This window comes from Amycolatopsis sp. NPDC003731 (assembly GCF_053586895.1).
Genome location: NZ_JBSFNC010000090.1, coordinates 1 through 21,256 on the forward strand (window position 1 = coordinate 1; position 21,256 = coordinate 21,256).

25 protein-coding genes are annotated in these 21,256 nt (G+C 71.2%); 11 read left to right on the plus strand and 14 right to left on the minus strand.

Translation table 11 applies throughout. The annotated features are described in order from the left end of the window. Positions 1–112: 112 nt before the first annotated feature. Positions 113–976, plus strand: coding sequence for a DMT family transporter (locus tag ACWDN5_RS30310; protein ID WP_449678688.1), 864 nt, complete (start codon positions 113–115; stop codon positions 974–976). A gap of 23 nt (positions 977–999) precedes the next feature. Then, on the plus strand, positions 1,000–1,374 hold the full coding sequence (locus tag ACWDN5_RS30315) for a VOC family protein (protein WP_310972360.1): 375 nt from the start codon (positions 1,000–1,002) through the stop codon (positions 1,372–1,374). Here ACWDN5_RS30315 and ACWDN5_RS30320 read toward each other — a convergent pair. Beyond that, entirely contained in the window at positions 1,371–1,991 is a 621-nt protein-coding gene (locus tag ACWDN5_RS30320) for a class I SAM-dependent methyltransferase (protein WP_449678689.1), read from the minus strand. The genes ACWDN5_RS30315 and ACWDN5_RS30320 overlap by 4 nt on opposite strands. 115 nt (positions 1,992–2,106) lie before the next feature. Between ACWDN5_RS30320 and lepA the strand changes: the two genes are divergently transcribed. Together lepA and ACWDN5_RS30330 are read left to right on the plus strand one after the other, a co-directional pair. Continuing rightward, a complete protein-coding gene (gene lepA, locus ACWDN5_RS30325) occupies positions 2,107–3,945 on the plus strand; it encodes a translation elongation factor 4 (protein ID WP_449678690.1) in 1,839 nt (612 codons plus the stop codon). A gap of 132 nt (positions 3,946–4,077) precedes the next feature. Continuing rightward, positions 4,078–4,647: a Uma2 family endonuclease gene (locus ACWDN5_RS30330; RefSeq protein ID WP_310972365.1), complete on the plus strand. Its 570-nt coding sequence runs from the start codon at positions 4,078–4,080 to the stop codon at positions 4,645–4,647. 483 nt (positions 4,648–5,130) lie between these two features. Here ACWDN5_RS30330 and ACWDN5_RS30335 read toward each other — a convergent pair whose 3' ends face one another. The 3 genes from ACWDN5_RS30335 to ACWDN5_RS30345 all read right to left on the minus strand — a co-directional run bounded on the left by ACWDN5_RS30335 (position 5,131) and on the right by ACWDN5_RS30345 (position 8,295). After that, positions 5,131–5,712: a hypothetical protein gene (locus ACWDN5_RS30335; RefSeq protein ID WP_449678691.1), complete on the minus strand. Its 582-nt coding sequence runs from the start codon at positions 5,710–5,712 to the stop codon at positions 5,131–5,133. 26 nt (positions 5,713–5,738) lie between these two features. After that, on the minus strand, positions 5,739–6,185 hold the full coding sequence (locus ACWDN5_RS30340; protein ID WP_449678692.1) for a pyridoxamine 5'-phosphate oxidase: 447 nt from the start codon (positions 6,183–6,185) through the stop codon (positions 5,739–5,741). Between the two features lie 337 nt (positions 6,186–6,522). Further along, the gene (locus ACWDN5_RS30345) at positions 6,523–8,295 is read right to left on the minus strand and encodes a family 20 glycosylhydrolase (RefSeq protein WP_449678693.1); all 1,773 of its coding nucleotides are present in this window, start codon (positions 8,293–8,295) and stop codon (positions 6,523–6,525) included. A gap of 108 nt (positions 8,296–8,403) precedes the next feature. Between ACWDN5_RS30345 and ACWDN5_RS30350 the strand changes: the two genes are divergently transcribed. Genes ACWDN5_RS30350 through ACWDN5_RS30360 form a run of 3 tightly spaced genes read left to right on the plus strand, consistent with a single transcriptional unit; the run spans position 8,404 to position 10,387 of the window. After that, a complete protein-coding gene (locus tag ACWDN5_RS30350) occupies positions 8,404–8,913 on the plus strand; it encodes a MarR family winged helix-turn-helix transcriptional regulator (protein ID WP_310972369.1) in 510 nt (169 codons plus the stop codon). Positions 8,914–8,963: 50 nt separating this feature from the next. Then, a complete protein-coding gene (locus tag ACWDN5_RS30355) occupies positions 8,964–9,320 on the plus strand; it encodes a nuclear transport factor 2 family protein (protein ID WP_449678694.1) in 357 nt (118 codons plus the stop codon). Positions 9,321–9,337: 17 nt separating this feature from the next. Then, positions 9,338–10,387, plus strand: coding sequence for an NAD(P)H-dependent flavin oxidoreductase (locus tag ACWDN5_RS30360; RefSeq protein ID WP_449678695.1), 1,050 nt, complete (start codon positions 9,338–9,340; stop codon positions 10,385–10,387). On the opposite strand, the gene ACWDN5_RS30365 is transcribed toward ACWDN5_RS30360, so the two are convergent. From ACWDN5_RS30365 to ACWDN5_RS30375, 3 genes are all read right to left on the minus strand, one after another. Continuing rightward, on the minus strand, positions 10,384–11,826 hold the full coding sequence (locus ACWDN5_RS30365) for an amino acid permease (protein WP_310972374.1): 1,443 nt from the start codon (positions 11,824–11,826) through the stop codon (positions 10,384–10,386). The two genes, ACWDN5_RS30360 and ACWDN5_RS30365, sit on opposite strands and share 4 nt — an antisense overlap. A gap of 90 nt (positions 11,827–11,916) precedes the next feature. Continuing rightward, complete coding sequence (locus ACWDN5_RS30370) at positions 11,917–12,957, minus strand: alpha/beta hydrolase (RefSeq protein ID WP_310972375.1); 1,041 nt, start codon at positions 12,955–12,957, stop codon at positions 11,917–11,919. Positions 12,958–13,106: 149 nt separating this feature from the next. Continuing rightward, entirely contained in the window at positions 13,107–14,072 is a 966-nt protein-coding gene (locus ACWDN5_RS30375) for a quinone oxidoreductase family protein (RefSeq protein ID WP_310972376.1), read from the minus strand. 59 nt (positions 14,073–14,131) lie between these two features. On the opposite strand from ACWDN5_RS30375, the gene ACWDN5_RS30380 reads away from it, so the two are divergent. The 3 genes from ACWDN5_RS30380 to ACWDN5_RS30390 are packed head-to-tail and all read left to right on the plus strand — an operon-like array spanning position 14,132 to position 15,170. Continuing rightward, positions 14,132–14,332, plus strand: a complete 201-nt coding sequence (locus ACWDN5_RS30380) for a hypothetical protein (protein WP_310972378.1) — start codon at positions 14,132–14,134, stop codon at positions 14,330–14,332. Positions 14,333–14,343: 11 nt separating this feature from the next. Further along, the gene (locus ACWDN5_RS30385; RefSeq protein ID WP_310972379.1) at positions 14,344–14,805 is read left to right on the plus strand and encodes a ribonuclease domain-containing protein; all 462 of its coding nucleotides are present in this window, start codon (positions 14,344–14,346) and stop codon (positions 14,803–14,805) included. Next, positions 14,802–15,170: a barstar family protein gene (locus ACWDN5_RS30390; protein ID WP_449678696.1), complete on the plus strand. Its 369-nt coding sequence runs from the start codon at positions 14,802–14,804 to the stop codon at positions 15,168–15,170. Before ACWDN5_RS30385 ends, ACWDN5_RS30390 begins: the two co-directional genes overlap by 4 nt. Positions 15,171–15,193: 23 nt before the next feature. On the opposite strand, the gene ACWDN5_RS30395 is transcribed toward ACWDN5_RS30390, so the two are convergent. From ACWDN5_RS30395 to ACWDN5_RS30410, 4 genes are all read right to left on the minus strand, one after another. Beyond that, a complete protein-coding gene (locus tag ACWDN5_RS30395) occupies positions 15,194–15,961 on the minus strand; it encodes an enoyl-CoA hydratase family protein (RefSeq protein WP_310972381.1) in 768 nt (255 codons plus the stop codon). A gap of 37 nt (positions 15,962–15,998) precedes the next feature. Further along, positions 15,999–16,502, minus strand: a complete 504-nt coding sequence (locus tag ACWDN5_RS30400) for a DUF3291 domain-containing protein (RefSeq protein WP_449678697.1) — start codon at positions 16,500–16,502, stop codon at positions 15,999–16,001. A gap of 46 nt (positions 16,503–16,548) precedes the next feature. Beyond that, entirely contained in the window at positions 16,549–17,178 is a 630-nt protein-coding gene (locus ACWDN5_RS30405) for a cyclase (RefSeq protein WP_310972382.1), read from the minus strand. Between the two features lie 299 nt (positions 17,179–17,477). Beyond that, the gene (locus ACWDN5_RS30410) at positions 17,478–17,723 is read right to left on the minus strand and encodes a hypothetical protein (RefSeq protein WP_449678698.1); all 246 of its coding nucleotides are present in this window, start codon (positions 17,721–17,723) and stop codon (positions 17,478–17,480) included. A gap of 89 nt (positions 17,724–17,812) precedes the next feature. On the opposite strand from ACWDN5_RS30410, the gene ACWDN5_RS30415 reads away from it, so the two are divergent. After that, positions 17,813–18,328, plus strand: a complete 516-nt coding sequence (locus ACWDN5_RS30415) for a hypothetical protein (protein WP_449678699.1) — start codon at positions 17,813–17,815, stop codon at positions 18,326–18,328. Positions 18,329–18,331: 3 nt separating this feature from the next. Here the strand turns inward: ACWDN5_RS30415 and ACWDN5_RS30420 are convergent, their stop codons facing one another. Genes ACWDN5_RS30420 through cysD form a run of 3 tightly spaced genes read right to left on the minus strand, consistent with a single transcriptional unit; the run spans position 18,332 to position 21,248 of the window. Next, positions 18,332–19,069 carry a sirohydrochlorin chelatase gene (locus tag ACWDN5_RS30420; protein WP_449678700.1) on the minus strand — a complete coding sequence of 246 codons (738 nt, stop codon included), beginning with the start codon at positions 19,067–19,069 and terminating at the stop codon, positions 18,332–18,334. Beyond that, complete coding sequence (locus tag ACWDN5_RS30425) at positions 19,066–20,328, minus strand: sulfate adenylyltransferase subunit 1 (protein ID WP_449678701.1); 1,263 nt, start codon at positions 20,326–20,328, stop codon at positions 19,066–19,068. The genes ACWDN5_RS30420 and ACWDN5_RS30425 overlap by 4 nt, the downstream gene beginning before the upstream one ends. Continuing rightward, positions 20,328–21,248 (minus strand): sulfate adenylyltransferase subunit CysD, encoded by a 921-nt coding sequence (gene cysD, locus ACWDN5_RS30430; protein ID WP_310972388.1) that lies wholly within the window; start codon positions 21,246–21,248, stop codon positions 20,328–20,330. Before cysD ends, ACWDN5_RS30425 begins: the two co-directional genes overlap by 1 nt. Positions 21,249–21,256: the final 8 nt, after the last annotated feature.

Sequence of the window (21,256 nt, forward strand, 5' to 3'; positions counted from 1 at the left end):
GGGCCTGGTCCGCGCCCCCCACCCGGGGGCCCCGCAGGCCCGCTCATAAAACGCCCGGCCCACCCCCCTCCCCCCCCCCGCACCCCCCCCCCCCAACCCCCGAAGGGGTCCGATGAACGCCACCGCCTTGTCCCTCGTCCTCGTCGCGGCCGTCGTGCACGCCGCCTGGAACCTCGCCGCCAAGCGGATTTCTTCCGGTGGCACCCAGTTCGTCTGGCTCTACTACACCGTCGGCGCCGTCGCGCTGCTGCCGATCACGGTCGTCCAGCTCGTCGTCGAAGTCGACCGTCCACAGTGGAGCTGGCTGCTCGCCGCCGTCGTCACCTCCGTGCTGCACATCGCCTACGGCATCGTGCTGCAACGCGGGTACCGCGTCGGGGACCTGTCCGTCGTCTACCCCGTCGCGCGGGGCACCGGGCCGCTGCTGTCGGTGCTGGCCGCCGTCCTCGTACTCGGCGAACGGCCCGGTCCGCTCGGCCTGCTCGGGGCGTTCCTGGTGATCGCCGGCGTCCTGGTGATCAGCACCGGCCGCAAGGCGGGTGACCCGCGGGCGGTCAAAGCGGGGATCTTCTACGGCCTGCTGACCGGCGCCGTCATCGCCGGCTACACGCTCTGGGACGCGCACTCGGTGACCGGCCTCGGCGTGCCACCGGTCGTCTACTTCGGCCTCGGCTCGGTCCTGCAGAGCGTCATGCTCGTGCCCGGCGCGCTGGCCGGGCGCGCCGAGGTCGGCCGCGTCTGGCGGGAGCACCGCCGGGAGGTGCTGCTCGTCGGGCTGCTGTCGCCGGTCGCCTACATCCTCGTGCTGTTCGCCCTGACGATGGCGCCGGTCAGCCTGGTCGCGCCCGCCCGCGAGCTGAGCATCGTGCTCGGCGGCCTCGCCGCGTGGCTGGTCCTGGGCGAGCGGGACGCCGTGCGGCGGCTGGCCGGCTCGGTGATCGTGCTGTTCGGCATCGCGGCGATTGCGGCCGCCTGAACCCGTCCGGTAGGGATGGTCGGATGGAGATCCTGAAGAGCCGGCTGCTGATCCGCCCGCGGGACGCCGCCGCTTCCACGGCGTTCTACCGCGACACCCTCGGCCTGGCCGTGGAGCGGGAGTTCCCGGGCGGCACCGTGTTCTTCCTCGGCCACGGCTCCCTGGAGGTCTCCGGCGCGGGCGAGGCGGGCGCGTCACCCGATCTGGTGCTCTGGCTGCAGGTCCGGGACCTCGCCGGCACCCTGGCCGACCTCGCGGCGAAGGGCCTGGAACCGGTGCGCGACGCCCGGCGCGAGCCGTGGGGCCTCGACGAGGCCTGGATCGCCGATCCGGACGGCACGCGCATCGTGCTGGTCGAGGTGCCCGAGGGTCACCCGATCCGCACGGACACCCGCTAGGCGGGCTTGACCGCGCGCAGCTGGGCGGCGAGCGCGGCGAACCCCGGCGGCTCCCAGGTCCAGGTCTGCAGGTCGGCGAAGCCCGCGGCGGCGGCTTCGTCGGCCAGGACGTGCCTGGTCACGGGCAGCCACTTCTCGTGCGCGGACAGCAGCAGCCGCCCGCCCGAGCGCAGCACCCGGAACAACTCGGCGAACCCGGCCGCGCGGTCTTCCCACAGCATGACGTTGTTCACGCTCAGGACGACGTCGACGGACCCGTCGGGCTCGCCGGTGTGCGCCGCCGACCCTTCGCGCAGCTCGGCGCGGTCTCCGCAGCGCTCTTGGCACAGCGTGAGCATCTCGAGGGAGGGGTCGACGCCGACGGCGCGCCCGGCCAGGCGCGCGGCGGCTTCCAGGCCGACGCCGGGGCCGGGGCCGACGACCAGGACGGTCTCGTCCGGCTCGATCTTCGCGAGGTCGACGACGCGGTGTTCGGTCGCGGCGTTGCCGCGGGCCATGACCCAGCCGCCGAGGCGGCCGAGCGCGCCGGAGGGGTGACCGAACGTCCGGTCGAGGACGCGGGCGAACCCGCTGGTCTCCGGCTGGGGAGGGGGTGCCGGCTGGTGCGGAGTGCTCATACTTCGAGGGCACCACGGATCGCGGAACCCCGCATCGGGGATGACCCCCACCCGCACCCGGAGGGCCATGGGAACATAGAGGTGGCCATCCCCGACTTTCCGAGGACTCATTCGAGTGACGACGTTCGCCGACACCACCTTCACGCCGCCGGAGCTGATCCGGAACTTCTGCATCATCGCGCACATCGACCACGGCAAGTCGACCCTGGCCGACCGCATGCTGCAGCTCACCGGCGTCGTCGAAGAGCGCGCCATGCGGGCCCAGTACCTCGACCGGATGGACATCGAGCGCGAGCGCGGCATCACGATCAAGGCGCAGAACGTCCGGCTGCCCTGGAAGGTCGACGGCCAGGACCACGTCCTGCACATGATCGACACGCCCGGCCACGTGGACTTCACCTACGAGGTTTCCCGGGCCCTGGAGGCGTGCGAAGGCGCGATCCTGCTGGTCGACGCGGCGCAGGGGATCGAGGCCCAGACGCTGGCCAACCTGTACCTGGCGCTGGAGAACAACCTCCAGATCATCCCGGTGCTCAACAAGATCGACCTGCCCTCGGCCGACCCCGACAAGTACGCGGGTGAGCTCGCCCACATCATCGGCTGCGAGCCGGAGGACGTGCTGCGGGTCTCGGCCAAGACCGGCATGGGCGTCGGCGAGCTGCTCGACGAGGTCGTGAAGCAGGTCCCGGCGCCGCAGGGCGACGCCGACGCGCCCGCCCGCGCGATGATCTTCGACTCGGTCTACGACACCTACCGCGGCGTCGTCACCTACATCCGCGTCGTCGACGGCAAGATCACCCCGCGCGAGCGGATCCGGATGATGTCGACCGGCGCCACGCACGAGCTCCTCGAGGTCGGGATCATTTCGCCGGAGCCGAAGCCGAGCAAAGGCCTCGGCGTCGGCGAGGTCGGCTACCTGATCACCGGTGTGAAGGACGTCCGGCAGTCGAAGGTCGGCGACACCGTGACCTCCGAGCGCCACGGCGCCAAGGAGGCGCTGGCGGGCTACCGCGAACCGAAGCCGATGGTCTACTCCGGGCTGTACCCGGTGGACGGTTCCGACTACCCCGAGCTGCGCGAGGCGCTGGACAAGCTCCAGCTGAACGACGCCGCGCTCGACTACGAGCCGGAGACGTCGGTGGCGCTGGGCTTCGGCTTCCGCTGCGGCTTCCTCGGCCTGCTGCACCTGGAGATCACCCGCGACCGGCTCGAGCGCGAATTCGGCCTCGACCTGATCTCGACGGCGCCGAACGTCATCTACCGCGTGGTCCTCGAAGACCGCAGCGAGGTCGTCGTGACGAACCCGTCCGACTGGCCGAGCGGGCTGAAGATCGCCGAAGTGCACGAGCCCGTGTCGAAGGTGAGCATCCTGGCGCCGTCGGAGTTCGTCGGCACGATCATGGAACTGTGCCAGACGAAGCGGGGCTCGCTGCTCGGCATGGACTACCTGTCCGAGGACCGCGTCGAGCTGCGCTACAACATTCCGCTGGCGGAAATCATCTTCGACTTCTTCGACACGCTGAAGTCGCGTACGCGCGGCTACGCGTCTCTCGATTACGAAGAGGCCGGCGAGCAGATTTCGGATCTGGTCAAGGTGGATATCCTGCTGCAGGGCGAAACCGTGGACGCGTTCTCGGCGATCGTGCACAAGGACGCGGCCTACGGCTACGGCAACCGGATGGCGACGCGGCTGCGCGAGCTGATCCCGCGTCAGCAGTTCGAGGTCCCGATCCAGGCGGCCGTCGGCTCCCGGATCATCGCCCGCGAGACGATTCGCGCGATCCGCAAGGACGTCCTGGCCAAGTGCTACGGCGGTGACATCTCGCGGAAGCGGAAGCTGCTGGAGAAGCAGAAGGAAGGCAAGAAGCGGATGAAGACCGTCGGCCGGGTCGAGGTTCCGCAGGAAGCCTTCGTCGCCGCACTGTCCACTGAGGACTCCGGCAAGAAGAAGTAGCTGTTCTGTTGATGTGACAGCGGCGCCCATATTCACGCCACCGAGTGAATATGGGCGCCGAACCCGCGTTCGATGCGGTTTCTGTCGGTGCTCTCTGGTGTCCTCTGGTGCGAAGAGCGAAAGGAGAGCACCATGACGGTCATGGCAGACATCGAGCATCCCGCCGATTCGGGCCCCCTGACGGTGCAGGACCTCGAGGGGATGCCGGACGATGGCCGACGCCACGAACTCATCGACGGGGTGCTCGTCGTGAGCCCCGCGCCGGGTCTGAGACACCAGAAGATCGCGTACGGGCTCTATGGCGTACTGGAAGCTGCGTGCCCGCCTGATTGCGAAGTGGTCGGAGCACCGTTCGCGGTTCACTCGGGCGACCGGATCGAGCTCCAGCCGGACGTCCTGGTCGGCCGGGGCGAGGACTTCACCGAGCTGGACCTCCCGGCGCCACCGCTGCTGGCGGTCGAAGTGCTGTCGCCCAGCACGGCGATCCACGACCTCAACACCAAGAAGGCGGTCTACGAACGGCTCGGGACGGCCAGCTATTGGGTGATCGACCCCCAGGAACCCGCGCTGACGGTGTTCGAGCTGGACGCGGACGGCTGCTACCACCAGGCGGCCAAGGCGGCGGGCGACGAGGTGATCGAGCTCGAGCGGCCGTTCCGGGTCCGGATCGTCCCACGGGACCTGCTGGGCCGCCTCGGCTGACCCCGGCCGCGGCGGGGCGGGCGGGTTGCCGGTGCGGCTGGCCTGCTGGTGCTGGGCCTGCCGGGTGGCCGGGTTGGCCGGCCTGCCGGTGCGGTTGGGCCTGCCCCGGTGGGCGGGTTCGCCGGGGTAGCCGGTCTACTGGGCGGCTGGCCGGTTGGTGTGGCTCGGCCTGCCTGGGTTGCCGGGGTGGCTGTGTTTGCCCAGGGTGGCCGGTTTGCTGGGGGGCTCGGGTTTGGCGGGCCAACTGGCTTGCTGAGGCGGCTGGGTCTGCGCGGACGGGCGGGTTTGCCGGGGCGCCGGTCACTCGTGCGGCTGGGTCTGCCCCGGGCGTCCGGGCTCGCTGAGGCGGCCGGCCTGCTGGGACGGCCGGGCCTGTCGAGGCAGTCGGCCGACCGGGGTGGCTGGCTTGCCGGGGTGGCCGGTCTGCTCGAGTGGCCGGGCCTGCCCCGGCGGCGTGGCAGGCTTCGCGGGTGGCGCCTCCGCTCAGTGCGGCCGGAAGCGCGGTGTACCGCGGAGCTGGGCGTCCAGCTGCCGGTGGCGCAGTTCCTTCCGGAGCCGCTCGATGACCGCGTCGAACAGGGCCGGCGGGAGGATCGCCGTCTGCTCGAACTGCCTTCGCTGCGGCGGTGCCGGCTCGAGCTTGCCGCGGGGCGCGTAGCGCTGCACCGAGCTCTCGACACCTCCTCCGGTCACCAGGTCCACCCACAGGGCGTCGCGCAGGTAGCCGTCGCCGAAGCGGGCTGAGCGGCGGGCCGTCACCTCCGCTATCTCCGGCCACGGCACCAAGCGGGTGCTGAGGGTGCCCGCCGGCAGGCGGATGCCCTCGTCGCCGATCGTGAGGTCGCGCAGGCCCTCGAAGCCACGCTTCAGGTCCCGCGCTCGCGAAACGCGGTAGGCGACGACAGCCACCAGCACGCTCGCCGCGTAGGCGGCGCCGATCAGCCACGGCGAGACGCCGCGCACCAGCCCGGTGGCGAGCGCCGCGCCGAATCCGGCGTCGGCGACGATGAGCAAGCCGACCAGGATCTTGACCGGCGTGCTGACGCGGGGCGGGGACTCGGACAACGGGACGACTCCTGGGGCCGGACGGGTCAGGGATTGCCGATTATCCGGTCTGCCCGGATGAACACCGCGACCCGCCGCTCTTCGGCCATCACGCGGTCGTACTCGGCCCAGTCGTCGTGGGTTCCGGTGGCGGCGATGAAGACGTCGCGCAGCAGCTGCGGCAGGCCGGCCGGGTCGAACGCCGGGTCGGGGTCGTCGGGTCCGATGAGGTGGGTGGCGCCGGTGACCGACAGCCAGTTCCAGCCGCGCCGGAAGGTGACGGTGGCGTGCCCGGCCCGCCGCAGCAAGGCGAGCTTGTGCGCCCTCCCGACGGCGACGTACGCGACACCCGGGGCACCGGTCACCGGATCGTCGAAGACCCCGGCATTGACGACGGAGGCGTGCACGGTGCCGTCCGCCCGCGTCGTGGCGACGGTGGCGAGGCCGTGCTCCTGCAGCGACAGCGTGCGAACCTGCTCCAGATCAGCGCTCATGGCCCCAACTTAGCGTCCGGAGGCCAGACGTGGCCCGCATCGCCGTCCACCACCTGGACCTGGTCGAGCCCGACGTCCCGCTCGAAGGTCGCCGCAGCGAGGGAGACAGCGCCGCCGAACAACGCCTCATCGCGGAACACGGCTTCCTGGTCGGCCGCCTTGGTGTAGAGCTCGGTGATGCGCCGTTTCGCGCGTCCCCGGCCAGCCGCCGCTGGTGCGCGGCGTTGTCCGCGGCGACCTGCTCGGCGCGGGAGCCGGACAGCTCCGGTTGCTCCGGGGCGTGGCCGTGCGGGCGTCCTACTCACCCGTCGACCGTGCCACGCCCCGGCCGCTCACCTCAGCAGGTGCCGTTGTCGGTCCACACTCCCCACTGGCCCGTCGTTCCCGGCTCCTCGCCCTGCGTCCACCACTGCGCCGTCCACTTGTGGCCGTTGTGGGACACCACGTTGCCGCCCGTGTACACCTGCGTGGCGCTCCACGCCGGGTCCGTGCACGTGCCCGGGTTCGTCGTCCCGCCCGTGTCCCACGCGACCTGCGATGACCGGTAGAAGCCGATGCCCTGCGCCACCCACCGCGGCGCCTGTGCGCCCAGCCGGGTGCGGAAGGCCGTCCAGTCGTGCGTCGACCACGGGGACCAGCCGAGCTCCGCGTGCGCCGCCAGGCGCGGGAACGCCAGGTAGTCGATGTCCGCCGGCTTGACCACCGTCTCCGTCCACAGTGGTGACTCCACGCCGCGGACCGCCGACTCGCCCACGCCCGACAGGTACGCTCCCGGGTTCCAGTTGTAGGCGTCCTGGACCTCGATGTAGCCCGCCCACGACAGGCCGATCGGTGACGAGCTGTTGTACTTCATGTCCAGGTACGCCTTGTTCGCCGGCGACAGGATCACCTTGCTGCCGCGGGAAACCGCCGTCGAGACGCCCGAGTCGGACGTCGTCGTCCCCCAGAACTGCGGCGACGCCGAAGCCGGCAGGGTCGCCTTGGCGACGTCGTGCCAGCCGATCACCGACTTGCCCGTCGCCGCCACCAGGGGGAGCACCTTGTTCATGAACGTCAGGTAGTCCGCCTGCGACGTCGCCGATGCTTCGTCGCCGCCGATGTGGAGGTACGGGCCGGGGGTCAGGGCCGCCAGTTCGCGCAGGACGTCCGCCACGAACGTGTACGTGATGTCCTTCGAGATGCACAGCGAGCTGTAGCCGACCGCGGTGTCCGTGCGCAAGGCCGGCGCCACCCCGTTGCAGTTCAGCTCCGCGTACGACGCCAGGGCCGCGTTCACGTGTCCCGGCATGTCGATCTCCGGGATGATCGTGATGTGGCGGGAAGCCGCGTAGTTCACGATGTCCGTGTACTGCGCCTTCGTGTAGTAGCCGCCCGCGCCGCCGCCGACCTGGGTGCTGCCGCCGTAGGTCGTCAGGCGGGGCCAGCTGTCGATCTGGATGCGCCAGCCCTGGTCGTCGGCCAGGTGCAGGTGCAGGTGGTTGATCTTGTACTGGGCCAGCTGGTCGAGGTACCTCTTGACCGTCGACACCGGGTGGAAGTGGCGGGCGACGTCGAGCATCGCGCCGCGGTAGGCGAACCTCGGGTAGTCCACGATCGTCGCGCCCGGGATGCTCCACGGCCCGGGCTGCGCCGAGGCGCTTTCGACCCGGCCCGGCAGCAGCTGCCGCAACGTCTGGACGCCGGCGAACAGCCCGTCGGCGGTGGTGGCCCGCACGGTGACCGACGACGCCGTCGATACCAGCTGGTAGCCCTGCGCGCCGACGGACGCGGGTGCGCCGCTGAGCAGCAGCGCGATGCTGCCCGACGGCACGGACGCCGGCGCGTCGGACACCGGCAGGGCGAAGCCGGTCGACGGCCGCAGCACGCCGGCCAGGTAGTCGCCGACCTGCCGCGCGGGGGCCGAACCCGCCTCGGTGACGATCGCAGTGGTCGAGACCAGCGGGAACGCGACGCCGGCCGCCGGGGTCACCGAGACCGGCACCGGCACGATCGACTGCAACGCCGGCGTGGCCGCCACGGCCGGCGTGCTGTGTGCGGCTGTCGTACCGGCGCCGACCAGGGCCAGCACGGCGAGTGCGCGGCCGAGCCGCCGCGTCAACGGATGCTTCACCGGGGGACCTCCAGGCAGAAGGGATGCGACCTCGCCGTCGCACCTGCCCGGATCGTCGCATTTCCCGCCGATGTGGTCTAGACCAAACTGGGTGGTTAGGCTCGCTTCGTGACGCGGGACTTCGCGCCGGGCTCGCCGTTCGCGCTGCTCTCGAGCGCCGAGACGGCCGCCTGGTACGCCTACATGAAGGTGCACCTCCGGCTCGAGTACGAGCTGAACCGGCAGCTGCGCGCCGACAGCGGGATCTCGCTCGCCGACTACCACGTGCTGGTCGCCCTGACGAGCGAGCCCGGCGGCCGGATGCGGGTCACCGACCTCGCGATCCGCATCGGCTGGGAGCGCAGCCGGCTTTCGCACCACCTGAAGCGGATGCGGGCGCGCGAGCTGGTCGAGACCGGGACCGCCGCCGACGACCGCCGCGTGACCGAGGTCGTGCTGGCGGAAACCGGCTGGGAGGTGCTGCGGCGGGCCGCGCCGGATCACGTCGGCTTCGTGCGCGAAGCGTTCCTGGACGCCCTGGGGGACGACGAGAAGGCGCAGCTGACCACCCTGCTGGACCGCGTCTACGACACGCTCGTCGAGAAAGGCAGCCTGCCCCGGCCGGACGACCACCCCTGACATTTACGTGACATGTCACGTAATATGGCCGGGACTCGAGGAGGACGTGAATGGCGACGGTGGCCGAACTCATGGAAGCCAACCTGCTCAAGGTGTTCAACGAGCGCGACGACGAGCGGCGTGCGAAGGCGATCGCCGAGACCTATGCACCCGACGTCGAGTTCGCCGACCCGGAAGGGGTCGCGATCGGCCGCGAAGAGCTGAACGCGAAGGCGAAAGGCCTGCTCGAGCAGTCGCCGGGCTTCGTCTTCTCGCCCGCGGGCCCGGTGCTGGTCAACCACGACCTGGGGCACCTCGCGTGGCAGCTCGGCCCGGAAGGCGAGCCGCCCGTCGTGCGGGGGATCGACGTCGCGCTCGTCGAGGACGGGCTGATCACGAAGCTCTACACGATGTTGCTGCCCGGCTGAGTACTACGCTCGGGAGCATGTTCGACGAGCTGACGTTCCCGGTCGTCGCCGCGCCGATGGCCGGCGGTCCCACCACCCCGGAGCTGGTCGCCGCGGTCTCCGAGGCCGGTGGCTTCGGCTTCCTGTCCGCCGGCATGCTCACCCCCGCGGCGCTGAAGGCGCAGATCGAGCGCACCGCCGAACTGACCGGGCGGCCGTTCGGCGTCAACCTCTTCGTGCCGCAGCCCGACACCGGCGCCGACATCTCGGGCCACGAAGCCCGCCTGCGGGAGTTCGCCCGCGAGTACGACGTCGAGCTCGGCGAGCCGAAGTGGGACGACGACGCTTACCCCGCAAAACTGGACGTCGTGCTCGAGAAGCGCGTTCCCGTGGTTTCGTTCACCTTCGGCCCGCCCACGCCGTCGGACGTGGTGCGCCTGAAGGACGCCGGTATCAGGATCGTCATCACGGTGACCACGCCCGAGTCCGCGCAGCGGGCGGCGGACCTCGGCGCCGACGCGCTCGTCGTCCAGGGCTTCGAAGCCGGCGGGCACCGCAGCCTGTTCACCGACGACCCGAGCCTGCCCGGCGGCGGCGCGGAATACGGCGTGCTCGCGCTGCTGCGGCTCGTCGCCGCCCGGGTCGACCTGCCGCTGATCGCCGCGGGCGGGCTGGTGCACGGCGCCGACGTCGCGGCCGTGCTCGCCGCCGGGGCTATCGCCGCCCAGCTGGGCACGGTCTTCCTGCGCGCGGACGAAGCCGGGACGTCGGAGGCGCACCGCAAGGCCCTCGCCCTCGCCGAGCGCGAGACGGCCTTCACCCGCGCGTTCAGCGGCCGCCCGGCGCGCGGGCTGGTCAACAAGTTCATGGACGCCCTGTCCGAGGGCGCGCCGGCCGCGTATCCGCAGCTCAACCACCTCGCGGGTCCGGTGCGCAAGGCGTCCGCGAAGGCCGGCGACCCCGAAGCGATCTCGCTGTGGGCGGGCCAGACCTACCCGCTTGCCTACGACGCCTCGGCCGCCGTGATCATCGAGCGGCTGAAGGTCGAGGCGCGCGAAGCCGCCGCGCGCCTCGACCGGATCCGCTAGCCGTCGGAGCGGTTCAGCACCGAGTGCCGGCGGCTGTACAGGAAGTAGATGATCAGGCCGATGACGAACCAGACGGCGAACCGCAGCCAGGTCGCCGGCTGCAGGAACGTGATCAGCCAGATCGAGAACACGACGCCGATCGCGGGCACCACCGGCATGCCCGGCGTCTTGAACGTCCGGGGCAGGTCCGGCTGCTTGTAGCGCAGCACGATCACCGCGACGCAGACGACGACGAACGCGAGCAGGATGCCGATGTTCGTCAGCTCGGCCGCCTCGCCGATCGGCAGCACGCCGGCGATGATCGCGGACGCGCCGCCGAGGATCCAGGTCATCCGGCTCGGCACCTGGCGCTTCGGGTTCGTCTTGCCGAACCACGGCGGCAGGAGGCCGTCGCGGCTCATCGAGTAGCCGACGCGGGTGGCGCCCATCAGGAACGTGAACAGCACGGTCAGGATGCCGACGATCGCGCCGATCGCGATCACCGTGGCCAGCCCGTCGAGGCCGACCGACTTGAACGCCGTCGAGAACCCGCTCTTCGGGTCGATCTCGGTGTACTTCTGCATGCCGGTCAGCACCAGGCAGGCCAGCACGTACAGCACCATCGAGATGGCCAGCGAGTACAGGATCGCCTTCGGCATGTGCCGTTGCGCGTCCTTGGACTCCTCGGCCGCGGTCGACATCGCGTCGTAGCCGAAGACGGCGAAGAACACCGTTGCGGCGCCGGTCACCGCGCCGCCGAAGCCCGCGGGCGCGAACGGCGTGTAGTTGCCGGTCTTGACGTAGAAGAAGCCGACCAGGATGACCACCAGCACGATCAGGACCTTGATCCCGACCATCGCCGTCTCGAACCGGGCGGCGCTGCGGATGCCGCGGTTGAGCAGGAACGCGATCAGCAGGCACAGCAGCGCGGCGAACAGGTCGACCTTGTGCCCCGGCCCGGTGCCGGGCGCGCCGAGCATCCACGCGGGCAGGTCGAGGCCGATCTGGCCGAGCAGGAAGTTGAAGTAGCCCGAGATGCCGATCGCCACCACCGACACGATCGCGGTGTACTCCAGCAGCAGGTCCCAGCCGATGAACCAGCCGACGACCTCGCCGAGCACCGCGTAGCCGTAGGTGTAGGCCGAGCCGGCCTTCGGGATCAGGCCGGCGAACTCGGCGTAGGAGAACGCGGCCGCGGCGCTGGCGACCCCGGCGATGAGGAACGAGATCAGCACGGCCGGGCCGACTCCCGGGATGCCCGCCGCGTCGTCGCCGTGCGCGACGCTGCCGGCGAGGGCGAAGATCCCGGCGCCGATGATGCCGCCGATGCCGATGGCGGTCAGCTGCCACAGCCCCAGGGTGCGTTGCAGCCCGCCGCTTTCCGTCGTGTCCTGGATCTGGTCGATCGGCTTGCGCCGGAAGATGCCGGAGCTCGAGCCCAGGCCCTCTGGAGCGGACATCGTCGTCTCCCGAACGGTCGGTGGAAGGCCCGGATCACGGACCCTCGCCGGAACCTACCGCCAACTCCGCGGGCTTACAGCCTGAGCGCGTCAGCCCGCCGCGGTGCCCTCGCTGACCGCCTTCGGCGCCGTCGCGGCCGCCCGCTTGGCCTGGGTGGTCCGGACCGCGCTCGCCGCGAAGTAGGTGAGCAGTTCGGCGATCTCGACCGGGTCGTCCAGCTGCGGGCAGTGCCCCCAGTCCTCACGGACCAGCAGCCTGCTGTGCGGCACGAGCGTGTGCAGCTGGCGACCGGACGCCGCGGTGACGAGCTTGTCCTTGCCGCACGCGACGACCAGCAGCGGGACCTCGACGGAGTCGAGGCGGTAGGCGTCGGCGAGCTCCGCGACGAGCTGCCGGGCCTCCTCCAGCCGGCTCTTGGTCGCGCGGTAGTCCGGGAAGAGCGCGGTGAAGCGCTGCACCTGGGTCGCGTCCGCCGCACCCGAATCGGCGTACAGCAGCCGCGGGACGACCTGCTCGGCGACCTTGCGCACCAGGAATCCCGGCACCGGGACGGGCAGGGACGAGTACAGCCGCAGCGGCAGCGGATAGCGCGCCACCGCCCGGATCAGCCACGAATCGACGAAGCCCGGCGCGGCGATGGACACGACGCCGGAGATCGGCAGCCTGCTGTTCTGCGCCGCGCGCAGGCTCATGGTGCCGCCGAGGGAGTTCCCGGCCAGCACGACCGGACCGAGGACGGCCTGCTCGCGGACGACGGCCGTGGTGAAGGCGTCGAGCTGCGGCAGCATCGGGCCGGGCCGTAGCGGCTGGGCGTCGCCGAACCCGGGCAGATCGACCGCGACCGCCGGGATCCCGGCGGCCGCGAGCTGCTCCAGGGCGGGGCGCCAGGTGTCGGCGCTGTCGCAGTAGCCGTGCAGGAGCACCAGGCGCGGGGTGGTGGGGCGGACGTGCGGCGCCGCGGCCCGGCGGCGCAGCGAGCGGCGCGGAGCCTCCGGCTCGGGGGCGGTTTCGCCGACCTCCAGCACCCGGGTGCGGACGCCGGCGTAGCGCCGGAAGGAGACCCGGATCGGGTCGTCGTCACTGGGCCGGCCGCCCGGTTCAGCCGGCGCGGGCCGCTTCGTCGCGGTCATGTGTCCCAGATTACCTGGCCGCGCTTGGGTTTTGGGGGAATTTCGGTGCTAACGACCAGGTCTCGAACTGAATACGTCGAAAAATCACCAGCTGCCGAAAAGTGTTCCCCGCTGGGCGGATCCGGTGATCCGCCCAGCTCACGGCCGGTCTAGCGGGTGAAGACGATCTTGCCCGCGGTGTCCCCTTCGAGCATCGCCCGGAAACCCTTGGGTGCCTCGGAAAAGGAAAGTTCCGCGCCGATCTGGGGCCGGACGCCGGTCAAATCGAGGTAGGCGAGCAGGTCCGCGAGCTCGTCACGGGTGCCCATGGTCGAGCCCGCGACGCGCAGCTGGAGGAAGAAGACGCGCTGCAGCTCGGCGTGCGCGTCCGGGCCGCTGGTCGAGCCGGAGACCACGATGATGCCGCCCGGCTTGAGCGATTTGACCGAATGTGACCAGGTCGCCTTGCCGACGGTCTCGAAGACGGCGTCGACGCGCTCGGGCAGCCGCGCGCCGGACTCGAACGCCTGGTGCGCGCCGAGGCCGGTGGCGAGGGCCCGCTTCTCCTCGGTGCGGCCGGTGACCCAGACCCGGAACCCGGCCGCGCGGCCGAGCTGGACCAGCGCCGTCGACACGCCGCCGGAGGCGCCCTGCACGAGCATGGTCTGCCCCGGCCGCAGCCCGGACTTCACGAAGAGCATCCGGTAGGCGGTCAGCCAGGCCGTGCCCATGACGGACGCCTCGGCGAAACTGAGCGCCGTGGGCTTCGGGACGACGTTGCGGGCCGGCACGACGACCTGGTCGGCGAACGTGCCCTGGTGCTTCTCGGTGAGCAGGGTGCGCTTCGGGTCGAGCGTGTCGTCGCCCTGCCAGCCCGGCGCGTTGATCACCGAGTGGATGACGACCTCGGTGCCGTCGTCGAGGGTGCCGGCGCCGTCGCAGCCGAGGATCATCGGGAACTGCTCCGGCTTGATGCCCACGCCGCGCAGGGTCCAGAGGTCGTGCATGTTGAGGCTGGCCGCCTTGACGTGCACGCGGACCCAGCCGTCCGGCACTTCGGGTTCGGGGCGCTCGCCCACGACGAGCGAGTCCAGCGGGCTGTCGGCGTTGGGTTCCTGCGCGTACACGGCGAACATGTCCTGCAACGTACCGCCCCTGGCACGCCGTGGCAGCAGGGCGCGCGTAGGCTCACACCGTGTTCAACGGGCTGGCCGACTGGTGGGACGGGGTCGAGCTGTGGCTCGCCCAGGCCTGGTTCCCGGTGCAGTTCGTGCTGGTCATGGTGGTCGTCGTGCCGCTGTGCCTGGCCGCCGCGTGGGTGCTCGACAAGGTGGTCGGGCTGTTCGCCCGCCGGCTCGCTCCGGGGCGTGACGACGACTCGGACCCCTCGGCATAGGCTCGCGCACCATGTTCAACCGAAGGCGGATCACCGCCGCGCTGATCGGGCTCCTCGTGCTGGTGCTGGGGGGCTGGCTGGTCAAGGACAACCTCGGCAGCGGATCGTCGTCGCCGGCCACCCCCTCGAGCGCGAGCAGCACCGCGCCCGCCAAGGGCGGTGCCGCCGTACCGGGCGCGGACTCCGGGCTGCCGGTGAAGGCGCTTTCCGCGTTGCCGCCGCAGGCCACGGACACCTGGAAGCTGATCGAGGCGGGCGGTCCGTACCCCTACCCGCGCAACGACGACGTCGTCTTCGAGAACCGGGAGAAGCGCTTGCCCGGCAAGAAGTCCGGCTACTACCACGAGTACACCGTGAAGACGCCGGGCAGTCCCGACCGCGGGGCCCGGCGGCTGATCACCGGGCAGGCGCACGAGCTGTACTACACCGGCGACCACTACGCGTCGTTCGTCGTCGTGGACCCGGCCCGATGAGCGCCGGCGAGCAGGCGAAGGCCGCCGCGGAAGAGGCCTTCGCCCGGGGCGCGTACCCGCACCTGGTGAACTCGCGGCCGACCGTCGACAAGGCCAGCACCCTTACCGCGTTCGCCGAAGCACTGTCCTTTCCGGACTACTTCGGCCACAACCTCGACGCGCTCTACGACTGCCTGACCGACCTGTCGTGGCTGCCGCCGGGGGAGCACGTGCTGATCTGGCCGGGCTCGGACGCGCTGCGCAAGGCCGAACCCAAGACCTACCTGGCCATCCGCAGCGTGCTTTCGGACGCGCAGCGCGCGCTCGGCCCGAGCGGCCGCAGCGCCGGTTCCTGGCGGCTCACGGTGGTGCTGCCGGACGCCTGAGCGGCGTCCGGCAGCGTCCCGGCTCAGTCCTGGGGGACCCAGTTCGGCTTGCGCTTCTGGGCGAAGGCCAGGATGCCCTCCTGGCCTTCCTCACTGGCGAAGAACTTCGCCGACAGGCCGAGCATCTCCTCGAAGCCGTCCGATGGGGTGGCCGGGCGGGGCCGGCTCAGCAGCGCCTTCGTCTCGGCCAGCGCCTTCGGGCCGCCCGCTGCCAGCGACTTCACGAACCGGGCCACTTCGGCGTCGAGGTCATCGGTCGCCGAGTTCAGCAGGCCGATCTCGACCGCGCGGCGGGCGTCGAAGGTGTCGCCCGTCAGGAACAGTTCGTGCGCCGCCCGCGGGTTGAGGCGCGGGAGGACGGTCAGGGAGATGATGGCCGGGACGACGCCGATGCGCACTTCGGAGAAGGCGAACGTCGCTTCCGGGACCGCCACGGCGATGTCGCACGCCGCCACCATGCCGATCCCGCCCGCGCGGGCGGGGCCGGCCAGCCGGGCGACCACCGGCTTCGGGCTGGTCCACAGCTGCTCGAGGATGCGGGGGAACTCGTTCACGCCCTGGTCGCCCGCGCCGGCGCCACGGGCCTCCTTGAGGTCCATCCCCGCGCAGAACACCGGCCCGGTGTGGGTCAGCACGATGACGCGGACAGCGTCGTCGGCGGCCGCCTTCGTGAGCGAGTCCGAGAGTTCGCGGCGCAACTGGGCCGAGAGCGCGTTGCGGTTGTGCGGGGAGTCCAAGGTGATCGTGGCGGTGCCGCCCACCACGTCGTAGTGCACCAGTTCGTCAGCCATGCCGACACCCTTGCACATCCGTCTCGCCCGCCCGGTGTTACGCGGGGCACAACCAGCCGGGCTCACCCTCGCGGGCGGCGGCGGCTGGGGAGAAGTGCTGCTTGAGCGTGAACGCCTCGGGCGTCGGGCCGTGGACGCGCAGGTGCTTGATCTTCGCTTCGGCGTCCGCGGTCGTCGGCCGGTGGCCGGCGGGCACCCACCACAACGCGGTCATCACGTCATGGACGCGGTGGAACCACTCGCGGCGGCGTTTGAGGATCGCCAGGTGCTCGCCGGAGAACACGAAGCCGGCCAGCGCTTCCACCGACGTCCACACGGACATGTTGACCAGGATCCCGGACGTGCCGCGCACGTCCCACTCGAAGGCGCGGATCGAGGTGGCGTCGCCGTCCTCGGTCTGCAGCCGCCACACGAAGCCGGGCGCGTGGTCGGCGATCGCGTTGACCGGCTCCAGCGCGTCGACGAAGTCGCGGAAGGACTCGTCGTCGAGCGGTGCCTTCATCCGGCTGATGTTGACCTGGGCCAGTTCGAAGTTCCCCATGGGACCACCCTACGGGCGGGCGGCCGCCCGTAGGGTGGTCCGGCGGTCAGCCGATGGTCGTCGTGGTGAAGACCGGGCTGGGGTTGGGGAAGCAGGCCGTCGGCGCGGTGAGGTCGCCGATGATCGTGCTCGCCACCGCCTTGAACGTCAGGCCCGGGTCGGTGTAGCTGGTGCCGCCCAGCTTGGTCTGGATCGTGCCCGACTGGCCCGCCTTCAGGTGCGCGGTGACGGTGGGCAGTTCGAACGTCGCGCCGCCGGCGATCGGGCCGGGGAAGCTCAGCGTGGCGACGCCGTTGGCGACCGAGATGGCCGGCGGGGTCGAGCCGAGCCCGGACCCGCCGGCGAGCGTCGCGCCGACGTACGACGAGTTCGCCGGGATCGGGATCTTGAGCGCGAACGTGTTGATGTTCTTGACCTTGTTCCCGCTCACCGTGCCCGGCACGGTGTTCGGAGCGGGATCGATGACGACGTCGAACGCGCCGCCGGGCGCGACCGTGGCGGGCGCGCTGACGTCGGCGTCCTGGTTCAGCGCCACCTTCTGCGGCCCGACGATCGGCGCGTTGGCCTGGCAGTCGAAGGTGACGCTGGTGGCCGCCGACGCCGGAGCGGCGAGAGCGAGGGGGAGGACCGCGGCCGCGGTCAGCGCGGCGATCCGAGAAAAGTGAAGCGCTTTCATCTGTATCCACCTACCTGCGGTTTCACGAGGGGAGGGAGGAAAGCTGCGCAGCCGTCCCGATTGTTACCGGCGAGTTAAGCAGGGCGTCAAGGATTTACCGTTCCCATGCACAAGCGGTAACAGAAATGTGAATTTGTCTCACCTTTCGGCGGTGGTGTGACGGTTCCGGATACGCACGGTGGCCAGTAGGCTTCGACCATGGCCACGACTCGCCGCCGAGCCGCCGTGCGAGGCCTGGCCTCGAACCTCGCCACTCCCGAAGACCTGGCGCTCCGGCTGTTCGAGGATCCCGGACTGGCCTACGCCGTGGTCCGGACGAGGCCGGAGATCAGTGAGCGCAGAGCGTTCTGCTTCGCCTGTCCGAACACCCTTCGGCCGAGGTGCGCGCCGCCGCGGCCGGCCGGATCGCTGATGAGGACGTGCTCGTCCGGCTCGCCGCCGACCCCGCGACCGAGGTGCGCAAGGCTCTGGCCGAACGCTGGCACAACCCGCCGCCGGAGGTGCTGCGGGCCTGGCTGACCGACGAAGACGGCGACGTCCGCCACGCCGCACTGCACTGGTCTGCCGTCCCGCCGCCGCCCGATCTGCTGGACGCGCTTCTCGCCGACCCGTCCGGGACGCCCTGCTCGCCAAGGTGCCCGCGCTGCACCCCATCCGCCAGTGGACGGTGGACTTCTACCTGTCCCAGATGTCGCCGGACGTCAGGCAGGTGCGATGGCTCCGCGAGATGCCCCTCGCCGGACGCCTGGAGTACTTCGACTCCCCGTACGAGTTCTTCCGGATGGTCGTGGCCGGCAGCCGGGATCTCCCGCCATCGGCCGTCGACCGCCTGATGGCCGACGAGTCGACGGTGGTCCGCCGCGTCACCGCGGCACACCACGATTCCGTGTCCGGCGCCGCGCTCGAAGAGCTGTTCCTCTCGCACGGCGAAAGCCGGGATTTCCGGCGGCTGACCGCACATCCCCGCTTTCCCCGGGCCGCCTTCCTCCGGTTCGCGCACAGCCGCGATTCCGGCCTGCGCGCCGTCGCTTGCACCTACGCCGACCTCCCGGCGCCGCTGGTCGCGGACATCGCCACGGATCCCGTACCCGCGGCCGCCGCCTCACCCGTGCTGCCCGTGGCCGACATGTACGCGATCTTCGGCGGGTAGCCGCTACGCGTACTGCCGCAACAGCCCGCTGACGGCGGTGGCGTACCGCGCCACGACGACGTCCGCGACGCGCGGGTCGTCCGCCAGAGGTTCCGCGATGAACGCCTTCGGGTCGGCCTCGCGGGCCAGCCGGGCGATCCGGTCCGGGAGCAGGCCCGGCGCCAGGAACCACGAAGCCACCACCAGGTGCCGCACCCCGCGGGACCGCAGCCGGGCCGCGGCCGCCGGAATGTCCGGCTGGGTGGCGGAAGCGAACGCCTCGCTCACCGGCACACCCAGCCGCTCTTCCCACCGCGCGGCCAGCGAAGTCACCACGGCGTTCGCGGAAGCGTTCGACGAACCGACCGCGCTGACCAGCACTCCCGTGCCTCCACGGCGAGGCGCGGCCGCCAGCCGGTCCAGGGCGACCGCCTCCAACGCGCGGTCGGCGCCCAGCACGTCCGAGACCTGCACCCGGAAGCCCGGGCAGTCCGTGACGACCGAGTCGATCAGCGCCGGCAGGTCGACCCGGGCGTGGAACGCGCTGCCCAGCAGCAACGGCACCACGATCGCGGTCCGGTGCCCGTCCGCGTACAGCGACCGCAGCACCTCCGTGACCAGCGGTGCCGATAGGTCCAAAAAGGACTCGTGGACCGGCACGCCCGGGGCCTGGGCGCGCACGACGTCGACGAGCGCCCGCACGGTCGCCGCCGAGCGGGGGTCACGACTGCCGTGCGCGACGGCGACCAGGGGCGGCGTCACGAGAAGCGCTCACCCACCAGGCCGGCCGCGAGGGTGTCGCCGTCCTTCGGGTCGATCACCAGGAACGCGCCGGTGCGCGGGCTGACGCCGTAGTCGTCGACGCCCAGCTCCTCGGCCAGCCGCAGCGTGACGCGGCCGATGTCGTTGAGCTCCAGCGACGCCGGCGAGTCCACACTGGACAGGGTCTGCTCGTCGAACCGCGCGTGCAGCTCGTCGACCAGTGCCTGCACCGTGCGGGTGCCGTGCTTGACCAGCAAGCGTGCGCCCGGCTTCAGCGGCTTGGACGACAGCCAGCACAGCGTGCCGGTGATCTCGTCGGTGATCCGCGGCGGCGCGTCCGCGGCGGCGATCAGGTCGCCGCGGGAGATGTCGATGTCGTCGGTGAGCAGCAGCGTCACCGACGTCCCGGCGCCGGCCTCGGCCAGCGGCCCGTCCGCGGTGTCGATGCGTTCGACACGGCTGCGGATGCCTTGCGGCAGCACGACGATCTCGTCGCCCGGCCGGACCGTGCCTGCCGCGATCTGGCCCGCGTAACCGCGGTAGTCGAGGTACTCCGGCGTGCGCGGCCGGATCACGTACTGCACCGGGAACCGCAGCGCCGAGTCGTGCGGGTCCGGCGCGACCGGCACGTCCTCCAGGTGCTCCAGCAGGCTCGGCCCGGTGTACCACGGCGTCCGCACCGAGCGCGTCGCCACGTTGTCGCCTTCCAGCGCCGACACCGGGATGGCGAGCACGGACCCGCGTTCGTAGCCCAGCGAAAGGGCGTGCTCGGCGAACTCCTCGGCGATCACTGTGAACGTCGCCTCGTCGTAGCCGACCAGGTCGATCTTGTTCACCGCCAGCACCAGCTGCGGCACGCCCAGCAGGGCCAGCACGGCCGCGTGCCGCCGGGTCTGCTCGATGACGCCCTTGCGCGCGTCGACCAGCAGCACGGCCAGCTGCGCGGTGGACGCGCCGGTCACCGTGTTGCGCGTGTACTGCACGTGCCCCGGCGTGTCGGCCAGCACGAACGACCGCTTCGGCGTGGCGAAGTAGCGGTACGCGACGTCGATGGTGATGCCCTGCTCGCGCTCGGAGCGCAGGCCGTCGACGAGCAGCGAGAGGTCCGGTGTGGACAGTCCCTTGTCGACGGACGCGCGGGTGACGGCGTCGAGCTGGTCGGCCAGCACCGACTTCGTGTCGTACAGCAGCCGGCCCACCAGGGTGGACTTGCCGTCGTCGACGCTCCCGGCGGTGGCCAGGCGCAGCAGCGAACTCATCAGAAGTACCCCTCACGCTTGCGGTCTTCCATGGCCGCCTCGGACATCCGGTCGTCGGCGCGGGTCGCGCCCCGCTCGGTGAGCCGCGAAGCCGACACCTCGGCGATCACCTCTTCGACGGTGGCCGCGGTGGATTCGATCGCGCCGGTGCACGAACCGTCGCCGACGGTCCGGTAGCGGACGGTCAGCTCCCGGACCTCTTCGCCGGGCCGCGGGCCGCCCCACGGACCCTCGGCCAGCAGCATCCCGTCGCGCAGGTAGACCTCACGCTGGTGCGCGTAGTAGATCGACGGCAGCTCGACCTTCTCGCGGGCGATGTAGTTCCAGACGTCGGCCTCGGTCCAGTTGGACAGTGGGAAGACGCGGACCTGCTCGCCCGGGCGGTGCCGCCCGTTGTAGAGGTTCCACAGCTCGGGCCGCTGCCGGCGCGGTTCCCACTGGCCGAAGGCGTTGCGGAGGCTGAAGATCCGCTCCTTCGCCCGGGCCCGTTCCTCGTCCCGGCGGCCGCCGCCGAAGACGGCGTCGAACTTGTTCTCGGCGATCGTGTCGAGCAGCGGCGTGGTCTGCAGCGGGTTGCGCATCCCGTCCGCGCGCTCTTCCAGGCGCCCGTCGTCGATCCAGTCCTGCACCTTCGCGACGACCAGGCGCAGGCCGTGGCGCTCGACGACGCGGTCGCGGAACTCGATGACCTCGTCGAAGTTGTGCCCGGTGTCCACGTGCAGCAGCGGGAACGGCACCGGCGCCGGCCAGAACGCCTTGATCGCCAGGTGCAGCAGCAGCGTCGAATCCTTGCCGCCGGAAAACAGGATCACCGGACGGTCGAACTCGCCGGCCACCTCCCGGAAGATGTGGATGGCCTCGGACTCCAAGGCCGCCAGGTTGTCTTGTGCCGCATCGGTCGCGGGCTCCAAGGTCGTCATGCGTCCCT